Below are 15,504 nucleotides of genomic sequence, written 5' to 3' on the forward strand. Positions count from 1 at the left end.
GGCGGTCCCCGGTCCCGGCAGGTCCAGGGCCGGGAGCCGTCCTGCTTCCCGCAGGCCACCGCGGTGGCTCCGCAGGGCCGAACGAGAGCTAGTGCCAGCCCTGCTGATCCAGCCGCCCCGGGGTATCCCCGTCCGGGTCGTACGGGGTCCGGGTGAATCGGAAGGTGCCACAGTCCAACACCGGCTGGCCCGCCCCTCCGGACAGAACCCGCAGCAGCTCCCCTGCGTAGTACCCGTCCAGGCCGAGCCACTCGCCGGGACCCGTGGCCCGGAACCTGGCCCCGCGGCCGACTCCGACCGGCACCAGCTCGCACCCCTGAGCCCACGCCCGGAACAGCACCGGGGTGGTGCCCCAGTACCAGAGCCCGGCCAACTCGATGACCTCCCGCTGGGACTGATCCGCCTGCCAGGGGGCGATCTCAGGCAGCCAGCCGTCGGTGGCGATCTCGAGCAGGTCGGCGGCGAGCCTGCGCTCCAGCCCGGTGGTCGCATTGGCCAGCACGGTCACCCCGAGTCCGTTCGGTCGAACCGCCAAGCCGGCCAAGAACCCGGGCATCGAACCACCGTGCCCGATCCTTCGATCCCCGTCGTGGTTGAACACCTCCACACCCAGCCCGTGAGCTCCAACCCACGGCTGATCCGGAGCATCGTGGATCGCTACCGGGGTGACCATCCGCTCGTGCCACTCGCTGGGGAGGATCTTCTCGTCCCCATCGGCCAGGAAGCTTCCCCACCGGGCCAGATCGGCGACTGTCGACCACAGCTGCCCGGCCGGGGCCGCGGCCGCAGCATCCTCGGCCGGTTCGGCCTGGATCAGATCGAGGAACGGATGCACCGCCCAGCCGGGCACGCATCGGTCATCGGGAAGATACCGGGTACTGGTCATCCCCAGCGGCCCCAGCAGCTCGGTCTGCACCACCTTCCACCACGTCTGCCCACTCACCCGATGGATCAATTCGCCAAGGACGGCGAAACCGGCGTTGCTGTAGTGAAATTTCTGACCGACCGGGGTAAGCCGACGCAGAGTGGGCGCCAATTGCGCCCAGCTCATCCCGGGCACCCGCTCCCACCACTGACCCGCGATCTCGGCAGGCAGCCCACTGGTGTGGGTCAGCAACGACGTCGTCGTCACCGGGCCGAACTCCCCGGGGAGTTCCGGGAGACGGTCCCGGATCGAATCGTCCAGCTCGATCGCCCCGGCCGCCGCCAGCCGCAACACCGACACCGCGACAAAGGTCTTGGTGATCGACCCGATCCGGTACCCGAACTCCGGACTCGCATCCACGCCGCCAGGACGACCGTCTATCGAGCCGCACGCACCGGTCCACAGCGGCACCCCTGCGGCGAAGACCCCCGCCACCAGACTCGGCAACCGGCCGTCCCTTTGCCCTTGGCGCAATCGCTGGTTCAATCTCGCTCTGGTTTGATCCGAAAGCGCGGGTGGGGAATTGTTGAGCGCCCGATCGGCTGCCGCGGACCGGTGCGAGGGTTCCGTCATGGCCGCACCCTATCCGCCTGTCCCGGCTCCCGTGGGGCACCGGGACTGCTCGAACATCACGGGTTGGAGGAAGTCACCACCTTCTGCGCCCGCCCCGTGGGGTTACGAGCGCACTGGAAGGATTCGGCCGGCCGTCAGAGCGCCGTCTCGGTGGTGACTCCGAGCGCCTCGACTCAGGACAGGAGCCGCCCTTCCGCGACGTCGATCACCCACTGCGGAGTCTTCTTCCCCTCCTGGCGGTCGAGCTCGACGATGATCCGCGCGCTGTACATACGCTCTTCGTCCGACTGCCCCCGCAGGAAGAAGTCCGCCTCATCGCGATCACGCGCGCTCTGCTCAAGGTCCGTCACGTCGCACCTCACTTTCGCTTCTTCCGATTATCGCCCAGCTGCGGGCCGGCCGCCACAGCCCGAGCGATGTCGCGTTCACTCGCTGTGATCAGTGGCGATCGAATCAGCTCGGTCATGACAATGCGACCCGTCACTCGACTCTCGACGTTTCCGAGGCCGGCCGCATGCTCAGCCGCCCACTGAAATCTCCGCCACCATTCGACTCTCGCCTCATGTTTCGCCTTCAGCGCGCAGTCGATCTGTTCCGACCGCTGCTTCTGCCACAGCGTGGCCAGCACGCCTCCCGCAGTCAGGATCGCCACCACGAGAATCACCCAATGCGGTGTCGCCATCGCCCCTCCCCCAAGGTTCGATTCAACTCGATGGCTCGCACGCTAGCGCGGGCCACCGACACGTCCGCTACAGCAGGCTCAGCTGGCCCGGTTCACTGCCCGGCTCGACGCGCTCGATCAGCTCGGGGCCGGTATTGGCGACCGCGTTGACCAGGGCGGACACCGGGCGGATCTCGATCCGTTCGGCCACCTCGAGGGCGGGCGGGCGGAGCAGCGCCGGGTCGACCGGGCCGTCGGGGTTCAGCCACTCGTCGAAGGCGTCGGGCGTGAGGACCAGCGGCATCCGGTCGTGCACGGCGCGCAGCGGGCCGACCGCGTCGGTGGTCAGCACCGTCGCCGACAGCGTGGGCGGCACGTCCAGCCCCGCGCCGGCGGGCCGCCACACGGACCACAGCCCGGCGATGTACATGCGCGTCCCGTCGACCGGGGTGAGGTACGTGGGCTGCTTGCGCGGCTTCTTCACCAGCTCCGGGTCCTCGAGCAGTTGCCACTCGTACCAGCCGTCCATCGGGATCAGGCAGCGCTTGGACTTGATCGCGGTGCGGAAGGCGGGCTTCTCGTCGACGGACTCCGCCCGCGCGTTGAACAGCGGCGGGCCGCTCAACGTCTTCTGCCAGTGCGGGAGCAGCCCCCACCGCATGGCCCGCAGCCGCCGCGTGGCGGGATCGTCCGGAGCCTCCCGCGAATGCCGGGAGACGACGGTGACGATGTTCGTCGTGGGCGCGACGTTGAAGCCGGGCACGTCGAGCTCCGTGCCTTCCGTCTCGTCCTCCGCGTCGATCTCCGCCGCCAACAGCGCCGGATCGGTGGTCACCGCGTAGCGTCCGCACATGCCCCCAGGGTACGACGGTGCACCGACAGGTTCGGGCCGCGTCAGGCCTGGAACTCGTCGAAGACGCGGCGCGGGCCGGCGCCGGTGGTGGCGAGGGCGTCGTGGGGGTTCGCGAGGGCGCAGGAGGCCATCGACAGGCAGCCGCAGCCGATGCAGTCGGTCAGGTTGTCGCGCAACCGGGTGAGCTCGTCGATCCGGTGCGAGAGGTCGTCGTGCCAATGCCGCGACAGCCGCTCCCAGTCCGCCTTCGTCGGCGTGCGGCCGTCGGGCAGCTCGGCGAGGGCGTCGCGGATCGTGGCGAGGGGGATGCCCACGCGGTGGCTGATCCGGATGAAAGCGACGCGGCGCAGCATCTCCCGCGGGTACCTCCGTTGGTTGCCGGAGGTACGCCGCGCGGAGATCAGGCCCTCACGCTCGTAGAAGTGCAGCGCGGACACCGCGACGCCGCTGCGCGCGGACAGTTGGCCGACGCTGAACTCCCGGGTGGTCTCCACCCCGTCGAGACTACCTGAACGTTAGTTCAGGGATCAGCGCGCGGGCTTCGCCGCCGAAGACGACGCAGCAGCCGGCTTCGCGGCCGGGGCGGCGGGCTTCGCCGACGGTGCGCCCGGCTTCGCGGACGCGGCCGGGGCGGCCGGCTTGGCGGAACCGCTCGCGGCGGGCGCCGGGGCGGCGACCGCGGGCTTCGGCGGGTTCTTCAGGATGGCGACCTGCACGCCCAGCAGGTCGACGGCCAGCTGGTCGTCGGCGCCGACGAAGGGCGCGGGCTCGCGGGACTGGCGGCCGCCGCGCAGCGACATGGTGACGCCGTTGACGACAGCGGTGTACTGCCGCGACTGCAGGTACTCGACCTGGTTGCCGCGCTTGGTCTTGGTGGTGAACTCCAGGCCCAGGCCGTCGGGCGCGCCGGTGACCGCGATCGAGCGCACGCTGACCTCGGTGGTGGCGCCGTCGCGGACGGCCTTGAAGGTGCCGCACTTGGGCAGCGCGGCGCGCAGCGGGGCGACGTCCATGGCGAACTTCGAGACCACCATCGACCAGTTCACGCCGCGGGTGGAGCCGTTGGTCTGCGCGGTGTCGGTGCCCTTGGGGATGGGCAGGCCCGCGTACAGCACCTTGCACTCGGCCGGCGTGACGGCCGCACGGTTCAGCGACGCCCACGCGCCGTTCCAGCCGGCGGCGGCACCGGACAGCACCGCACCGCCGAAGCTCATGCCGTCGGGGAGGTTGCCGGAGCCGATGATCAGCTCGCCCGCCTTGTTGGTCGGCGCGGCGGCCGGCTTCGGATCGCCGGGCTTGGGATCGGCCGACGCGGCCGGTGCGAGGACACCCGCAAGGGTGGCGACGGCGGCGACGGACACGACGGTCCTGCCCACGAACGTACGAGTGCGCTTCATCGAGATCTCCCGGCGGTGATGACCTGACCTGTTTCGCCCAGCAAGGTAGCACGCGGTGAGGCCACCCTCATGTGCAAGGATGTGCGCGTGGAGCAGTTGGAGCTTTGGCCCGCGCCCTTCGCCGCAGGTCCGGTGACGGGCACCGTCGCCCTCCCCGGCTCGAAATCGATCACCAATCGCGCGTACGTCCTTGCCGCGCAGGCCCCGTCGCGGTCGACGCTGACGAACACCCTCCGCAGCCGCGACACCGACCTCATGGCGGGGGCGCTGACCGCGCTCGGCGCGCGCGTCGACTTCGTTACCGACACCACAGTTGCGGTCACCGGCGGTGAATTGCACGGCGGCACGGTCGACTGCGGCCTCGCCGGCACCGTCATGCGCTTCCTCCCGCCGCTCGCCGCCGGGGCGCGCGGCACCGTCGAATTCGACGGTGACCCGCAGGCCCGGACCCGGCCCCTGGGCACCGTCCTCGACGCGCTGCGCGGGCTCGGCGCCCGCATCGACGGGGACGGGCTGCCCTTCACCGTGCACGGCGACGGCCCGATCCGCGGCGGTGCCGTCACCATCGACGCCTCCGCGAGCTCGCAGTTCGTCTCCGGCCTGCTGCTGAGCGGCCCGAGCTTCGCCGAGGGCGTCGTCGTGCACCACGACGGGAAGCCCGTGCCGTCGATGCCGCACATCGAGATGACCGTCGACATGCTGCGCGCCGCAGGCGCCGACGTGGACACCTCCGAGCCGAACACCTGGCGCGTCGCGCCGGGCGGGCTCCGCGGGCACGACTGGACCGTCGAACCGGACCTCTCGAACGCCACCGTCTTCCTCGCGGCGGCCGCGGTCACCGGCGGCGCCGTGACCGTCCCGCACTGGAACCCGCAGTCCACCCAGCCGGGCGTCCAGTTCGCCGATATCCTCGCCGCGATGGGCGCCGAGGTCACGCACGCCGACGGTGCGCTGACGGCCCGCGGCACCGGTGCGCTGCACGGCGTCGACTGGGACCTGCGCGACATCGGCGAGCTCACGCCCACGGTTGCGGCGCTGGCCGCCCTGGCGGACTCGCCGTCGCACCTGCGCGGCATCGCGCACCTGCGCGGCCACGAGACCGATCGCCTGGCGGCCCTGACCACCGAGATCACGAACCTCGGCGGGCGCTGCACCGAGACCGAGGACGGCCTGCACATCGAGCCCGCGACGCTGCACGGCGGCGTCTGGCACAGCTACGCCGACCACCGGATGTCGACCGCGGGCGCGATCCTCGGCCTGGTCACCGAGGGTGTGCAGGTGGAGGACATCGCGGCCACGTCCAAGACGATGCCCGACTTCCCGGCCCTCTGGCACACGCTGCTCGGCGGCGAATCGTGAGCCTTGGGTAAGCGCGAGTACGACGAGACCGATGTCCGGGTGCGCCCGGGCAAGAGCAGTCGGCCGCGCACCAAGAACCGGCCCGACCACAGCGACGCCGAGACGGCGATGGTGGTCTCCGTCGACCGCGGGCGGTGGGGCTGCGCCCTCGGCGGCGACCCCGAACGGATCATCGTCGCCATGCGGGCCCGCGAACTGGGCCGCTCCCCCATCGTGGTGGGCGACTCCGTGGGCGTCGTCGGCGACCTGACGGGCCGCAAGGACACGCTCGCACGCATCGTCCGGGTCGACGAGCGGTCGACGGTGCTGCGCCGCACGGCCGACGACACCGACCCCTACGAGCGGATCGTGGTCGCGAACGCGCACCAGCTCCTCATCGTCACGGCCCTGGCCGACCCGCCGCCGCGGACCGGCTTCGTCGAGCGCACCCTCATCGCCGCCTACGCGGGCGGCCTCACCCCGGTCCTGTGCCTGACCAAGGGCGACCTCGCCGACGCGGAGGAGTTCACCGCCGCCTTCGCCGACCTCGACCTCACGGTGATCGCCGCCGGCCGCGACGATCCGCTGGACGCCGCGCACGACCTCCTCACCGGCCGCGTCACCGCGCTCATCGGGCACAGCGGCGTCGGCAAGTCGACGCTGGTCAACCGCCTCGTCCCCGATGCCAATCGGGCGGTCGGCGTGGTCTCGGGGGTCGGCAAGGGGCGGCACACGTCCACCCAGTCGGTCGCACTGTGGCTGCCCGACGGCGGCTGGGTCGTCGACACCCCCGGCATCCGCAGCTTCGGCCTCGCGCACATCTCCATCGACGACGTGGTCGCCGCGTTCCCCGACCTCGCCGAAGCCGTGGAGGACTGCCCGCGCGGCTGCACCCACCAGGGGCCGCCCGCCGACCCCGAGTGCGCGCTGGACCGGCTGGAGGGGACGGCGCACCGTCGGGCGATGGCGGTCCGCGGCCTGCTGGCCGACCTGACCGCCACCCCCGACTGGGCCTGAGCGCGGCGGGGCCCGACTCCTATATCGTTAGTTACGTGAACATCTTGATCACCGGTGTAGCCGGTTACTCGCACCTGGTCCCGTTCGTCCTGCCCGCGGCGTCGGCACTCCGGGATTCCGGCCACAGGGTGACGATCGCCGTCCCCGACGCCGGCGTGGATCTGGTGACGGAGTACGGATTCGAGGCGCTCCCGCTCCGCGGCGTGCCCGAGCTCCGCGAGATCGTGACCGACCCGGCGCTGCGCGCCGACGACTTCACCGTGACCGGCTACGCCCCGCCCGCGTCGCTGCCACCGATCGGCGGGTCGCTGCCGACGTCCTCGGTCCTCCTCTCGGCACGCGCCTTCATCGGCGTCCTCGCGCACCGCGCGGCGACGGCGCTCCTCGACGCGCTCGGCGACACCGTGCCCGACCTGATCCTGCGCGACAACACCGAGTTCGGCGGTCACCTCGTCGCGGAGAAGCTCGGCTGCCGCGAGGCCGTCCTCGACGTGGCGCCGATGCTCGACGAACGCGCGCCGGAGCTGCTCGCGGTCCTCAACGAGGTCCGCCGCGCGCACGACCTGCCCGAGGTCGCCGAGCCGCCGAGCGCGCCACGGATCGCACAGACCCCACTCGACTTCTACCCGCCCGGGCGGCCCGTCGAGCACGTGCACTGCTTCCGGCCCGGACCCCGCACACACGCGCCGCTCGACGCCGCGATCGCGGATCTACCCGCCGACGGACCGCTGGTGCTGGCGAGCCTCGGCTCGGTCGCGCCGCGGATCGGCATCGGCGGCGTGCTCCTGGACCGCATCGTGCAGGCACTGGGCGCACTCGACGTGCGCGCCGTGGTGGCGGTCGGATCGCATCCGGTCCCGAATCCGCCCGCCAACGTGGTCGTCACCGACTTCGTCGATCAGCAGACGATCCTCTCGACGTGCGACGTCTTCATCTCGCACGGCGGTTTCAACGGGGTTCGCGAATCGCTGCAGGCAGGCGTACCGGCGGTGCTGCTCCCCCTGTTCGGGGATCACCCCGGCAACTCGGCACAGGTCGAGCGCCTCGGTGCCGGTATCGCGCTCGATCCGGCAACGGCGTCGGCCGAGGAGATCGCTTCGGCCACCACGAAGATCCTGGCCGACCCCGCGTACCGGCGGAACGCACAGCGCTTCGCGCGCCGTACACAGGCACTCCCCGACCTCTCGGCCTTCCCTGCCTCGCTCGCCGAGCCGTCGACCCGCTACGCGGAGGCGCGCTTGGGCAGCTTCCAGCCCGGGCGCGGGAAGTGGCAGGTGTAGCCGTCCGGGTACTTCTCCAGGTAGTCCTGGTGCTCCGGCTCGGCCTGCCAGAACGGGCCCACCGCCTCGATCGTGGTCACGGCCTTGCCCGGCCACAGGCCGGAGGCGTCGACGTCGGCGATGGTGTCGCGGGCGACGCGCTCCTGCTCGTCGCTGAGCGGGAAGATCGCCGAGCGGTAGCTCGAGCCCACGTCGTTGCCCTGCCGGTCGACGGTGGACGGGTCGTGGATCTGGAAGAAGAACTCGAGCACGTCCCGGTAGCTGGTCTTCGCGGGGTCGAAGACGATCTCGACGGCCTCCGCGTGGCCCGGGTGGTTGCGGTAGGTCGCGTGCTCGTTCGCGCCGCCCGTGTAGCCCACGCGGGTGCTCTCGATGCCGGGCTGCTTGCGGATCAGATCCTGCATGCCCCAGAAACATCCGCCCGCCAGGACCGCGGTCTCGCGGCCGGGGACCGTGGTGATGGTGCCGTTGTCAGTCATGCGCAGCTCCTTCCGCCGGGAGACCAGTGCTCCCGCCAATCGCTTCAACACCGCCGTGCCTCGCACGATTCCGACGGTACTCCCAGCACTCGGGTGAGGTAGGCGCTGTTCGGGTCGTCGACGTAGCCGCCGAACGGTCCGCAGGGGACGAAGCCGTGCGCCGCGTACAGGGTCCGCGCGGGGGCGAAGAAGTCCTGGCTGCCCGTCTCCAGCGAGATCCGCCGCACGCCGCGGGACCGGGCGTCGTCGAGGGCGAAGGCCAGGAGCCGGCGCCCGATCCCCCGCCCGCGCACGTGCGGCGCGGTGCGCATCGACTTGAGTTCCTCGTGCCCGGGCTCGAGTGCGGCCAGCGCGACCGTCCCCACGAGTGCGCCGTCGTCGTGGCAGGTCCACAACCGGACGTGGGGCGCCCGCAGCTCGTCGAGGCCGAGCGCGTGCTGGCTCTCCGGCGGCGCGGTCGGCGCCATGTCCGCGTGGTGCGCGGCGAGGAACGCGGCGAGCGCCGGGTCGGCGAAGTCCGCGCGGGCGATCACTCCGCGGCGGCCTGCGCCGCGTCGATCATGGCGTCGACGCTGGTCAGCTTCACCCGGGGGCGCGCGTCCTCCTCGGCGAGGGCGGTCTCGTGCGCGTCGATGGCCATCCAGCCGTCGTACTCCACGAGGTTCGGCGCGCGGTCGACGATGAACTTCTCGACCTGGGCGCCGTCGAACTCGCTGCGCTCGAGCTTGCCCGCCGCGACGTCGGCGAGCAGCACCGAGACGGTGTCGCGCGCGCAGTCGCGGTTGGTGGGGATCACGCCCGACGGTCCGCGCTTGATCCAGCCGACCACGTAGTGGCCCGGCAGGGGCGCACCGTCGTAGCCGACGATCCGGCTGTCGGCGTTGCGGAAGACGCCCCGCTCCGTGTCGAACGGGATGCCGGGGATGGGCGTGCCGTGGTAGCCGACGGCGTGGATGACCAGGCCGGCTTCGTGCTCGGCGACGGCGCCGGTGGGCTGCGCTTCGACGCAGCCGTCGTCGCCCGCGACGAGTTCGTTGGTGGCCACGGAGACGGTGCGCACGCGCCCCTCGCCGCCGATGCCGACCACGGAGCGCAGGAACTTCAGCACGATCCGCCGGTCCGCGCCGGTCGGCTCCTGGGCGGCCAGCTTCCGCAGCTGCTTGAGGTTGTTGCGCTCGACCGGCGGGCGGGCCTTGTCGCGCTCCTTGTCCTCGGCGGGAACGTCGGCGGGGTCGACGATGACGTCGACGCCGGGCAGCTTGCCCAGCTCGGCGACCTCGGAGGGGGTGAACGCGGCCTGCTCGGCGCCGCGCCGGCCCAGGACGACGACCTCGCGCACCGAGGAGCCGTGCAGCGCCTCGAGGGCGTGCTCGGCCATGTCGGTGCCGGAGAGCTTGTCCGTATCGGTGACGAGGATGCGCGCCGCGTCGAGCGCGACGTTCCCGTTGCCGATCACGACGGCCCGCTCGACGCCCAGGTCGACGTCGAGGTCGCGGCGGTCGGGGTGGCCGTTGTACCAGCCCACGAAGTCGCTCGACGGGTGGTTGCCGGGCAGCCAGGCACCGTCGACCTCGAGGCGGCGGCCGCCCGACGCGCCGATCGCGTAGATCACGGCGTCGTACCACTGCGCCAGCTCGGCGGCCTGGATGTCGGTGGCCACCTCGACGTTGCCGAAGTAGCGGAAGTTCTCGTGCTGCGCGGTGCGGTCGAAGATCTTGGTGACCGACTTGATCGCGGGATGATCGGGCGCGACGCCGTAGCGGACCAGGCCGAAGGGCGTGGGGAGCCGGTCGAAGACGTCGACCTGCACCTCGACGTCATCCTGCTCCAACAGGTTCCCGGCGGCGAAGAATCCCGACGGGCCGGAACCCACGATCGCGACGCGCAAGGGCTTCATCAACAACACTCCCGAAACGGACGGCGCGGCAACCTTCTTAGGCTGCCCAAAGTAGGAAGTCTACGCCACACCCGAGCGGCGACGACGCGCGCGACGCGCCCGCTTCGCCTCGACCTCGAGCCGCTTCTGCTCGACCTTGTGCCGCGCGGCCTCGGCGATCGCGGACCGCAGGCCCACGCGCTCGACCTCCTCCTGGGCCGCGTGCGCGGCCTCGCGGGCGTGGACGAGCCGCTCGTGGGCGTTCTCCTGCGCGTGCGCCAGGCGCTCCTGCGCGTTCTCCTGCGCGTGCACGAACCGCTCGTGGGCGCTCTCCTGAGCCTGCGCGAGGCGCTCCCGGACCGCGGCGAAGCGCAGCTCGGAAGCGGTTTCGGGGGCATCGTCGGCGGTGGCGCGCAGCCACCGGTCCGGCAGCGAGAGCTTGGCGATGGTGCGCTGCGAGAGGTAGTACTGCCGCAGCAGCGGCCCCTCGGTGTACGGGATGTCGTACTTCTCGCAGATCGCGCGCACCTTCACAGCGATCTCGGACAGCCGGTTCGACGGCAGGTCCGGGAACATGTGGTGCTCGATCTGGTAGCTCAGGTTGCCCGTCATGAAATCCATGGCGGGGCCGCCGGAGATGTTCGCGCTGCCCAGCATCTGCCGGAGGTACCACTCGCCGGGCGTCTCGTCGACGATCGACTCGGTGGTGAACTTCTCCGCTCCGTCGGGGAAGTGCCCGCAGAAGATGACCACGTAGGTCCAGATGTTGCGGACCACGTTGGCGGTGAGGTTCGCCGACAGCGTGCGGCCGAAGGAGCCGCCGACGGCCTTGCTGATCGCCGGGTAGAGCAGGAAGTCCTTGCCCAGCTGCCGCGAGGCCTTGATCCCCAGCTCGCGGAGCTGCTTGCGGGTCTGCGGCCACGGCTTGTTGCCGGCGATCGCCTCCGCCAGCTCGATGTCGTGCAGGGCGATGCCCCACTCGAAGGTGAGCCCGAGGAACAGGTTGTTGAGGAACTGCGCGGAGCGCTTGGCCTCCCACTGCTCGTCCCGGGTCACGCGCAGCACGCCGTAGCCCACGTCGAGGTCCTTGCCCACGACGTTGGTGTACTTGTGGTGCAGGAAGTTGTGCGAGTGCTTCCAGTGAGACCCCACGCAGGCCATGTCCCACTCCCACGTGGTGGAGTGGATCTCGGGATCGTTCATCCAATCCCACTGCCCGTGCATGACGTTGTGCCCGAGCTCCATGTTCTCGATGATCTTCGCGACCCCGAGCATGCCCGCGCCGGCGGCCCAGAACCAGCGACTCTTGGAGCCGAGGATCGTGAGCCTGCCCGCCGCCTCGAGAACGCGCTGGGCGCGGATCACGCCACGGATGTACCGCGCGTCCCGATCGCCGCGCGACGACTCGACCTCGGCGCGGATCGCGTCCAGTTCCTGCGCGAGCCGCTCGATGTCGGCGTCGTCGAGATGGGCGTATTCGCCGACATCAGTGATTGCCACGTGTTCAGGCTACGCGCAGTCCGGGGGTCCGCGTCACTTCGCGGCCGCCAGCTCCTCGACGTGCGAGACCAGGCCGCGACGGTTGCCGTCTGCATCGATCTCGCCCTTGACCACGGTGGTCTTGCCGTTCTCGTCGTAGAAGCGCTTGTTCGAGTGGGTCTCGGGCGCGTCGTCGACGGTGTCCTTGAGGAACCGGTCCGGCAGCGAGAGTTTGATGATGGTGCGCCAGGACTCCGCGTACTGCTTCCACATCGGGCCCGTGTTGTAGGGCAGGTCGTACTTCTCGCAGATCTCGACGAGCCGCGAGTTGATGTAGTTGTAGCGGTTCGAGGGCAGATCCGGGTACAGGTGGTGCTCGATCTGGCGGCCCAGGTGACCGGTGATGAAGTGCAGCGCGTCGCTGCCCTCGAAGTTCGCGGTGCCCAGCATCTGGCGCAGGTACCACTCGGGGAGCGTCTCGTTGTCGATGTCCTCGATGGTGAACTTCTCGGCGTCGTCCGGGAAGTGGCCGCAGAAGATGGTCATGTGGTCCCACACGTCGCGCACGGTGTTGGCCACGTAGTTGGCCGAGGCGGCCTTCTTGTAGCCGCGGGCGCCGGTGAAGGGCACGGCCATCGCGGGGAAGAGGACGTAGTCCTTCGCGGTCTGCTTGGTGATCTTGGTGAGGACCACCTTGAGCCGGCTGCGGAACTCCTCCCAGTCGTAGTTCTCGTACTGCTCGCCGCCGTTGAGCGCCGCCTTCATGGCGTTCATCAGCTCGAGGTGCTGCACGGCCTTGCCGTACTGGAAGCCGATCATCAGCGTGAAGTTGTAGATCGGGTTGAAGAGCATGTACGGCTCCCACGGCTGATCGCGCGTGACGCGCAGGATGCCGTAGCCGATGTCGTCGTCCATGTCGGTGACGTTGGTGTACTTGTGGTGCATGTAGTTGTGGGTGTGGCGCCAGAACTTGCCGTCCGAGGCGCTGTCCCACTCCCAGTTGGTGGAGTGGATCTCCGGATCGTTCATCCAGTCCCACTGGCCGTGCATGATGTTGTGGCCGAGCTCGTTGTTCTCGATGACCTTGGCGTACGACAGGCACGCGGCGGAGGCGGCCCAGGCGGCCTTGCCCTTCCAGCCCTTCATGCCGGCGCCGAGGCCGAAGACGCGGCCCGCGGTCTCCGCGATGCGCTGGCTCTTGATCACGCGGCGGATGTACTTGGCATCCTCCTCGCCGCGGCTCTCCTCGATCTCGCGGCGCAGCGCATCCAGCTCAGCACCGAGCGCCTCGATGTCGGCGTCGGTCAGGTGCGCGTACTCCGCGATGTCAGTGATAGCCACGAGGCGATCCCCAATCGGTCGGACCGCATGCAGCGGCCTAGAACAGAACGATTCCACTATAGCAGCGAGATGGAACAAAGTCATCGATCTTGTTCCACCTGGGGCGCATGTCACACAGTCGCGGGTTCGACGGCGCGCCCGACCACGCCGGGCGGGCGACGTCTCCGTCAGTAGCCTCAGCCGGCGTCCTCGGTGAGGGTGACTCGAACCCCCAGGTGATCGCTCAGATTCCCCTCTGCATCGCTGGACGGAATCAGCGAGAGCTCGGCGACGGCGAGTCCAGCGGAGTGCGCGACGTGGTCGATCAGATGCGTATCGACCCCGGCGGTGGGGATCCTCAGCCCCTCGAACGCGGCCGTCAGGGAAGCGGCGACAGCCTTCGGCTGGCGTCCGCGGGGAATTCGCTGGTTGAAGTCACCTGCGATCACGAGCGGCCGAGGCTGCCGATCGAGGACCGGCGGCAAAGCAGCCAGGTACCCAGCGTGATCCTCCCAGGTTGCGCGATCCTTCCGGCCCGTACTCACGTGGGCACCGGACCAGGGGATACAGACACCGGCGATGCGGATCGGCCCCAGCGGCGAGTCGGTCGTCGCCGCCACCCATCGCCCCGGAGGAAGCGCCGGCGAGCCTGCATCACCGACGTCCGACCACGGATTCCGCGACCACAACAACACTTTCCGGCGGCCGGGACGCGCCACTCGGTAGCCCCAGTCGAGCGAGGAGGTGACCAGATGCCCGCCCGCCGGAAGGACATCCGCCTCGGCCTCAGTGAGGACGACGACGTCCGCGTCGCCGTCTGCGATCACGCTCGCCACCCGCCGCCCACGAGCGGTGCCGCGGTGCGCCCACCACGCGTTCCAGGTGAGCAGGCTCAGGCACGGCGTCTCGTCGGTCACCCGAACAGACTGTCACGCTCCGCGCAGCCACGGCGCATCGTCAGCCGAGGAGTCAGGGGCGCCGACGGCCCCGTCGGGCGTGGACGGCGGCGCGGGCGGCCTTGAGCCCGAACCGGCGGCCGGTGCGCTCGTCGATGCGCGGCTCGGCGAACTCGGTGCCGGCGAACATCGCCTCCGAGGCCGTCTCCGGGGCGTCGTCCGCGGTGTCGCGGAGGTACTTGTCCGGGAGCGAGAGCTTGGCGATGGTCCGCCATGACTTGTAGTACTGCACGTGCAGCGGGCCGATCGTGTACGGCAGGTCGTACTTCTCGCACAGCGCGCGCACACGAACGCCGATCTCCGACAGCCGGTTCGACGGCAGGTCGGGGAACAGGTGGTGCTCGATCTGGTAGCTCAGGTTGCCGGAGAGGAAATCGATGACGGGGCCGCCGGAGAGGTTGGCGCTGCCCAGCATCTGGCGGAGGTACCACTCGGCCTGGGTCTCGTTGTCGACGTCCTGCTTGGTGAACTTCTCGGCACCGTCGGGGAAGTGCCCGCAGAAGATGACCGCGTTGGTCCACACGTTGCGGATCACGTTGGCGGTGATCGTGGCGGTGAGCGCCTTGCGCCAGCCGCGCGCGCCGCCGAAGGGCACGCCGACCAGCGGAGCCGCGACGTAGTCCTTGAGCACCTGGCGGCCGATCTTGCGGCCCACGTCGGAGGCGTCGGCCTTGAAGCCCTCGCGGTCGAACCAGGACTTCTTCCACTTGGTGGCCGCGCGGCCGAGCTCGAGGTGCTGGATGGCCACGCCGTACTCGAAGAGCAGCATGAGGATCGTGTTGTAGACCAGGTTCCCTGAGTTGAACGGGGTCCACGGCTGGTCCCGCGTGACGCGCAGCGTCTTGTAGCCCACGTCGTCGTCCATGTCGAGGACGTTGGTGTACTTGTGGTGCACGTAGTTGTGGGTGTGCTTCCACAGGCGCGATGTGCCGGCGTTGTCCCACTCCCACGTCGTGGAGTGGACCTCGGGATCGTTCATCCAATCCCACTGCCCGTGCATGATGTTGTGCCCGAGCTCCATGTTCTCGATGATCTTCGCCAGACCCAGCGACACCGCCGAACCCCACCAGAAGCCGCGCTTGTGCGCGCCGAGCAGCATCAGCCGGCCGGCCACCTCGAGCCCGCGCTGGGCGGCGATGGTGCGCTGCAGGTACTGCACGTCCGTCTCGCCGCGGACCGCCTCGATGTCGCGCCGGATCGCGTCCAGCTCGGCGCCGAGCGTCTCGACGTCGGCCTCCGTGAGGTGCGCGTACTCGGGGATGTCGGTGATCGCCATGCGGCCGCCCTTCGTGGTCGGTCTCGAATCTCTAACCTACGCAACCGTAAGTTACGGCCGCGTAGGTGTCAATC

Annotated in this window: 16 protein-coding genes; 3 read left to right on the forward strand and 13 right to left on the reverse strand. The window is 70.1% G+C overall.

The window, feature by feature from the left end; translation table 11 throughout:
- Positions 1-88: 88 nt before the first annotated feature.
- The 6 genes from WFK95_RS14900 to WFK95_RS14925 all read right to left on the reverse strand — a co-directional run bounded on the left by WFK95_RS14900 (position 89) and on the right by WFK95_RS14925 (position 4,409).
- Complete coding sequence (locus tag WFK95_RS14900; protein ID WP_336671144.1) at positions 89-1,498, reverse strand: serine hydrolase domain-containing protein; 1,410 nt, start codon at positions 1,496-1,498, stop codon at positions 89-91.
- Positions 1,499-1,671: 173 nt separating this feature from the next.
- Complete coding sequence (locus WFK95_RS14905; RefSeq protein ID WP_336671145.1) at positions 1,672-1,848, reverse strand: hypothetical protein; 177 nt, start codon at positions 1,846-1,848, stop codon at positions 1,672-1,674.
- 8 nt (positions 1,849-1,856) lie between these two features.
- Complete coding sequence (locus WFK95_RS14910; RefSeq protein WP_336671146.1) at positions 1,857-2,180, reverse strand: hypothetical protein; 324 nt, start codon at positions 2,178-2,180, stop codon at positions 1,857-1,859.
- A gap of 67 nt (positions 2,181-2,247) precedes the next feature.
- Positions 2,248-3,012: an SOS response-associated peptidase gene (locus WFK95_RS14915; RefSeq protein ID WP_336671147.1), complete on the reverse strand. Its 765-nt coding sequence runs from the start codon at positions 3,010-3,012 to the stop codon at positions 2,248-2,250.
- A gap of 41 nt (positions 3,013-3,053) precedes the next feature.
- A complete protein-coding gene (gene soxR, locus WFK95_RS14920; RefSeq protein WP_224649446.1) occupies positions 3,054-3,506 on the reverse strand; it encodes a redox-sensitive transcriptional activator SoxR in 453 nt (150 codons plus the stop codon).
- A 33-nt stretch (positions 3,507-3,539) separates the two neighbouring features.
- A complete protein-coding gene (locus WFK95_RS14925; RefSeq protein ID WP_224649444.1) occupies positions 3,540-4,409 on the reverse strand; it encodes a hypothetical protein in 870 nt (289 codons plus the stop codon).
- 69 nt (positions 4,410-4,478) lie between these two features.
- Here WFK95_RS14925 and aroA point away from each other — a divergent pair, with 69 nt between their 5' ends.
- The 3 genes from aroA to WFK95_RS14940 are packed head-to-tail and all read left to right on the forward strand — an operon-like array spanning position 4,479 to position 8,044.
- Positions 4,479-5,768, forward strand: a complete 1,290-nt coding sequence (gene aroA / locus WFK95_RS14930) for a 3-phosphoshikimate 1-carboxyvinyltransferase (RefSeq protein WP_224649442.1) — start codon at positions 4,479-4,481, stop codon at positions 5,766-5,768.
- A gap of 3 nt (positions 5,769-5,771) precedes the next feature.
- Positions 5,772-6,764: a ribosome small subunit-dependent GTPase A gene (rsgA, locus tag WFK95_RS14935; RefSeq protein WP_224649439.1), complete on the forward strand. Its 993-nt coding sequence runs from the start codon at positions 5,772-5,774 to the stop codon at positions 6,762-6,764.
- 35 nt (positions 6,765-6,799) lie between these two features.
- Positions 6,800-8,044: a glycosyltransferase gene (locus WFK95_RS14940; protein WP_224649437.1), complete on the forward strand. Its 1,245-nt coding sequence runs from the start codon at positions 6,800-6,802 to the stop codon at positions 8,042-8,044.
- On the opposite strand, the gene msrA is transcribed toward WFK95_RS14940, so the two are convergent.
- The 7 genes from msrA to WFK95_RS14975 all read right to left on the reverse strand — a co-directional run bounded on the left by msrA (position 7,987) and on the right by WFK95_RS14975 (position 15,430).
- Entirely contained in the window at positions 7,987-8,523 is a 537-nt protein-coding gene (msrA, locus tag WFK95_RS14945) for a peptide-methionine (S)-S-oxide reductase MsrA (RefSeq protein ID WP_224649435.1), read from the reverse strand. The two genes, WFK95_RS14940 and msrA, sit on opposite strands and share 58 nt — an antisense overlap.
- Positions 8,524-8,567: 44 nt before the next feature.
- A complete protein-coding gene (locus WFK95_RS14950; RefSeq protein WP_374201347.1) occupies positions 8,568-9,056 on the reverse strand; it encodes a GNAT family N-acetyltransferase in 489 nt (162 codons plus the stop codon).
- The gene (locus WFK95_RS14955) at positions 9,053-10,420 is read right to left on the reverse strand and encodes an FAD-dependent oxidoreductase (RefSeq protein WP_224649433.1); all 1,368 of its coding nucleotides are present in this window, start codon (positions 10,418-10,420) and stop codon (positions 9,053-9,055) included. Before WFK95_RS14955 ends, WFK95_RS14950 begins: the two co-directional genes overlap by 4 nt.
- A gap of 60 nt (positions 10,421-10,480) precedes the next feature.
- Entirely contained in the window at positions 10,481-11,899 is a 1,419-nt protein-coding gene (locus WFK95_RS14960) for a fatty acid desaturase (RefSeq protein ID WP_224649431.1), read from the reverse strand.
- 33 nt (positions 11,900-11,932) lie between these two features.
- Positions 11,933-13,219: a fatty acid desaturase family protein gene (locus WFK95_RS14965; protein ID WP_224649418.1), complete on the reverse strand. Its 1,287-nt coding sequence runs from the start codon at positions 13,217-13,219 to the stop codon at positions 11,933-11,935.
- A gap of 176 nt (positions 13,220-13,395) precedes the next feature.
- Positions 13,396-14,115: an endonuclease/exonuclease/phosphatase family protein gene (locus WFK95_RS14970; RefSeq protein ID WP_224649416.1), complete on the reverse strand. Its 720-nt coding sequence runs from the start codon at positions 14,113-14,115 to the stop codon at positions 13,396-13,398.
- A gap of 52 nt (positions 14,116-14,167) precedes the next feature.
- Positions 14,168-15,430 (reverse strand): fatty acid desaturase family protein, encoded by a 1,263-nt coding sequence (locus WFK95_RS14975; RefSeq protein ID WP_224649414.1) that lies wholly within the window; start codon positions 15,428-15,430, stop codon positions 14,168-14,170.
- Between the last annotated feature and the right edge of the window lie 74 nt (positions 15,431-15,504).

It is taken from the genome of Tsukamurella sp. USMM236 (genome assembly GCF_037148755.1).
Classification (GTDB): Bacteria; Actinomycetota; Actinomycetes; order Mycobacteriales; family Mycobacteriaceae; genus Tsukamurella.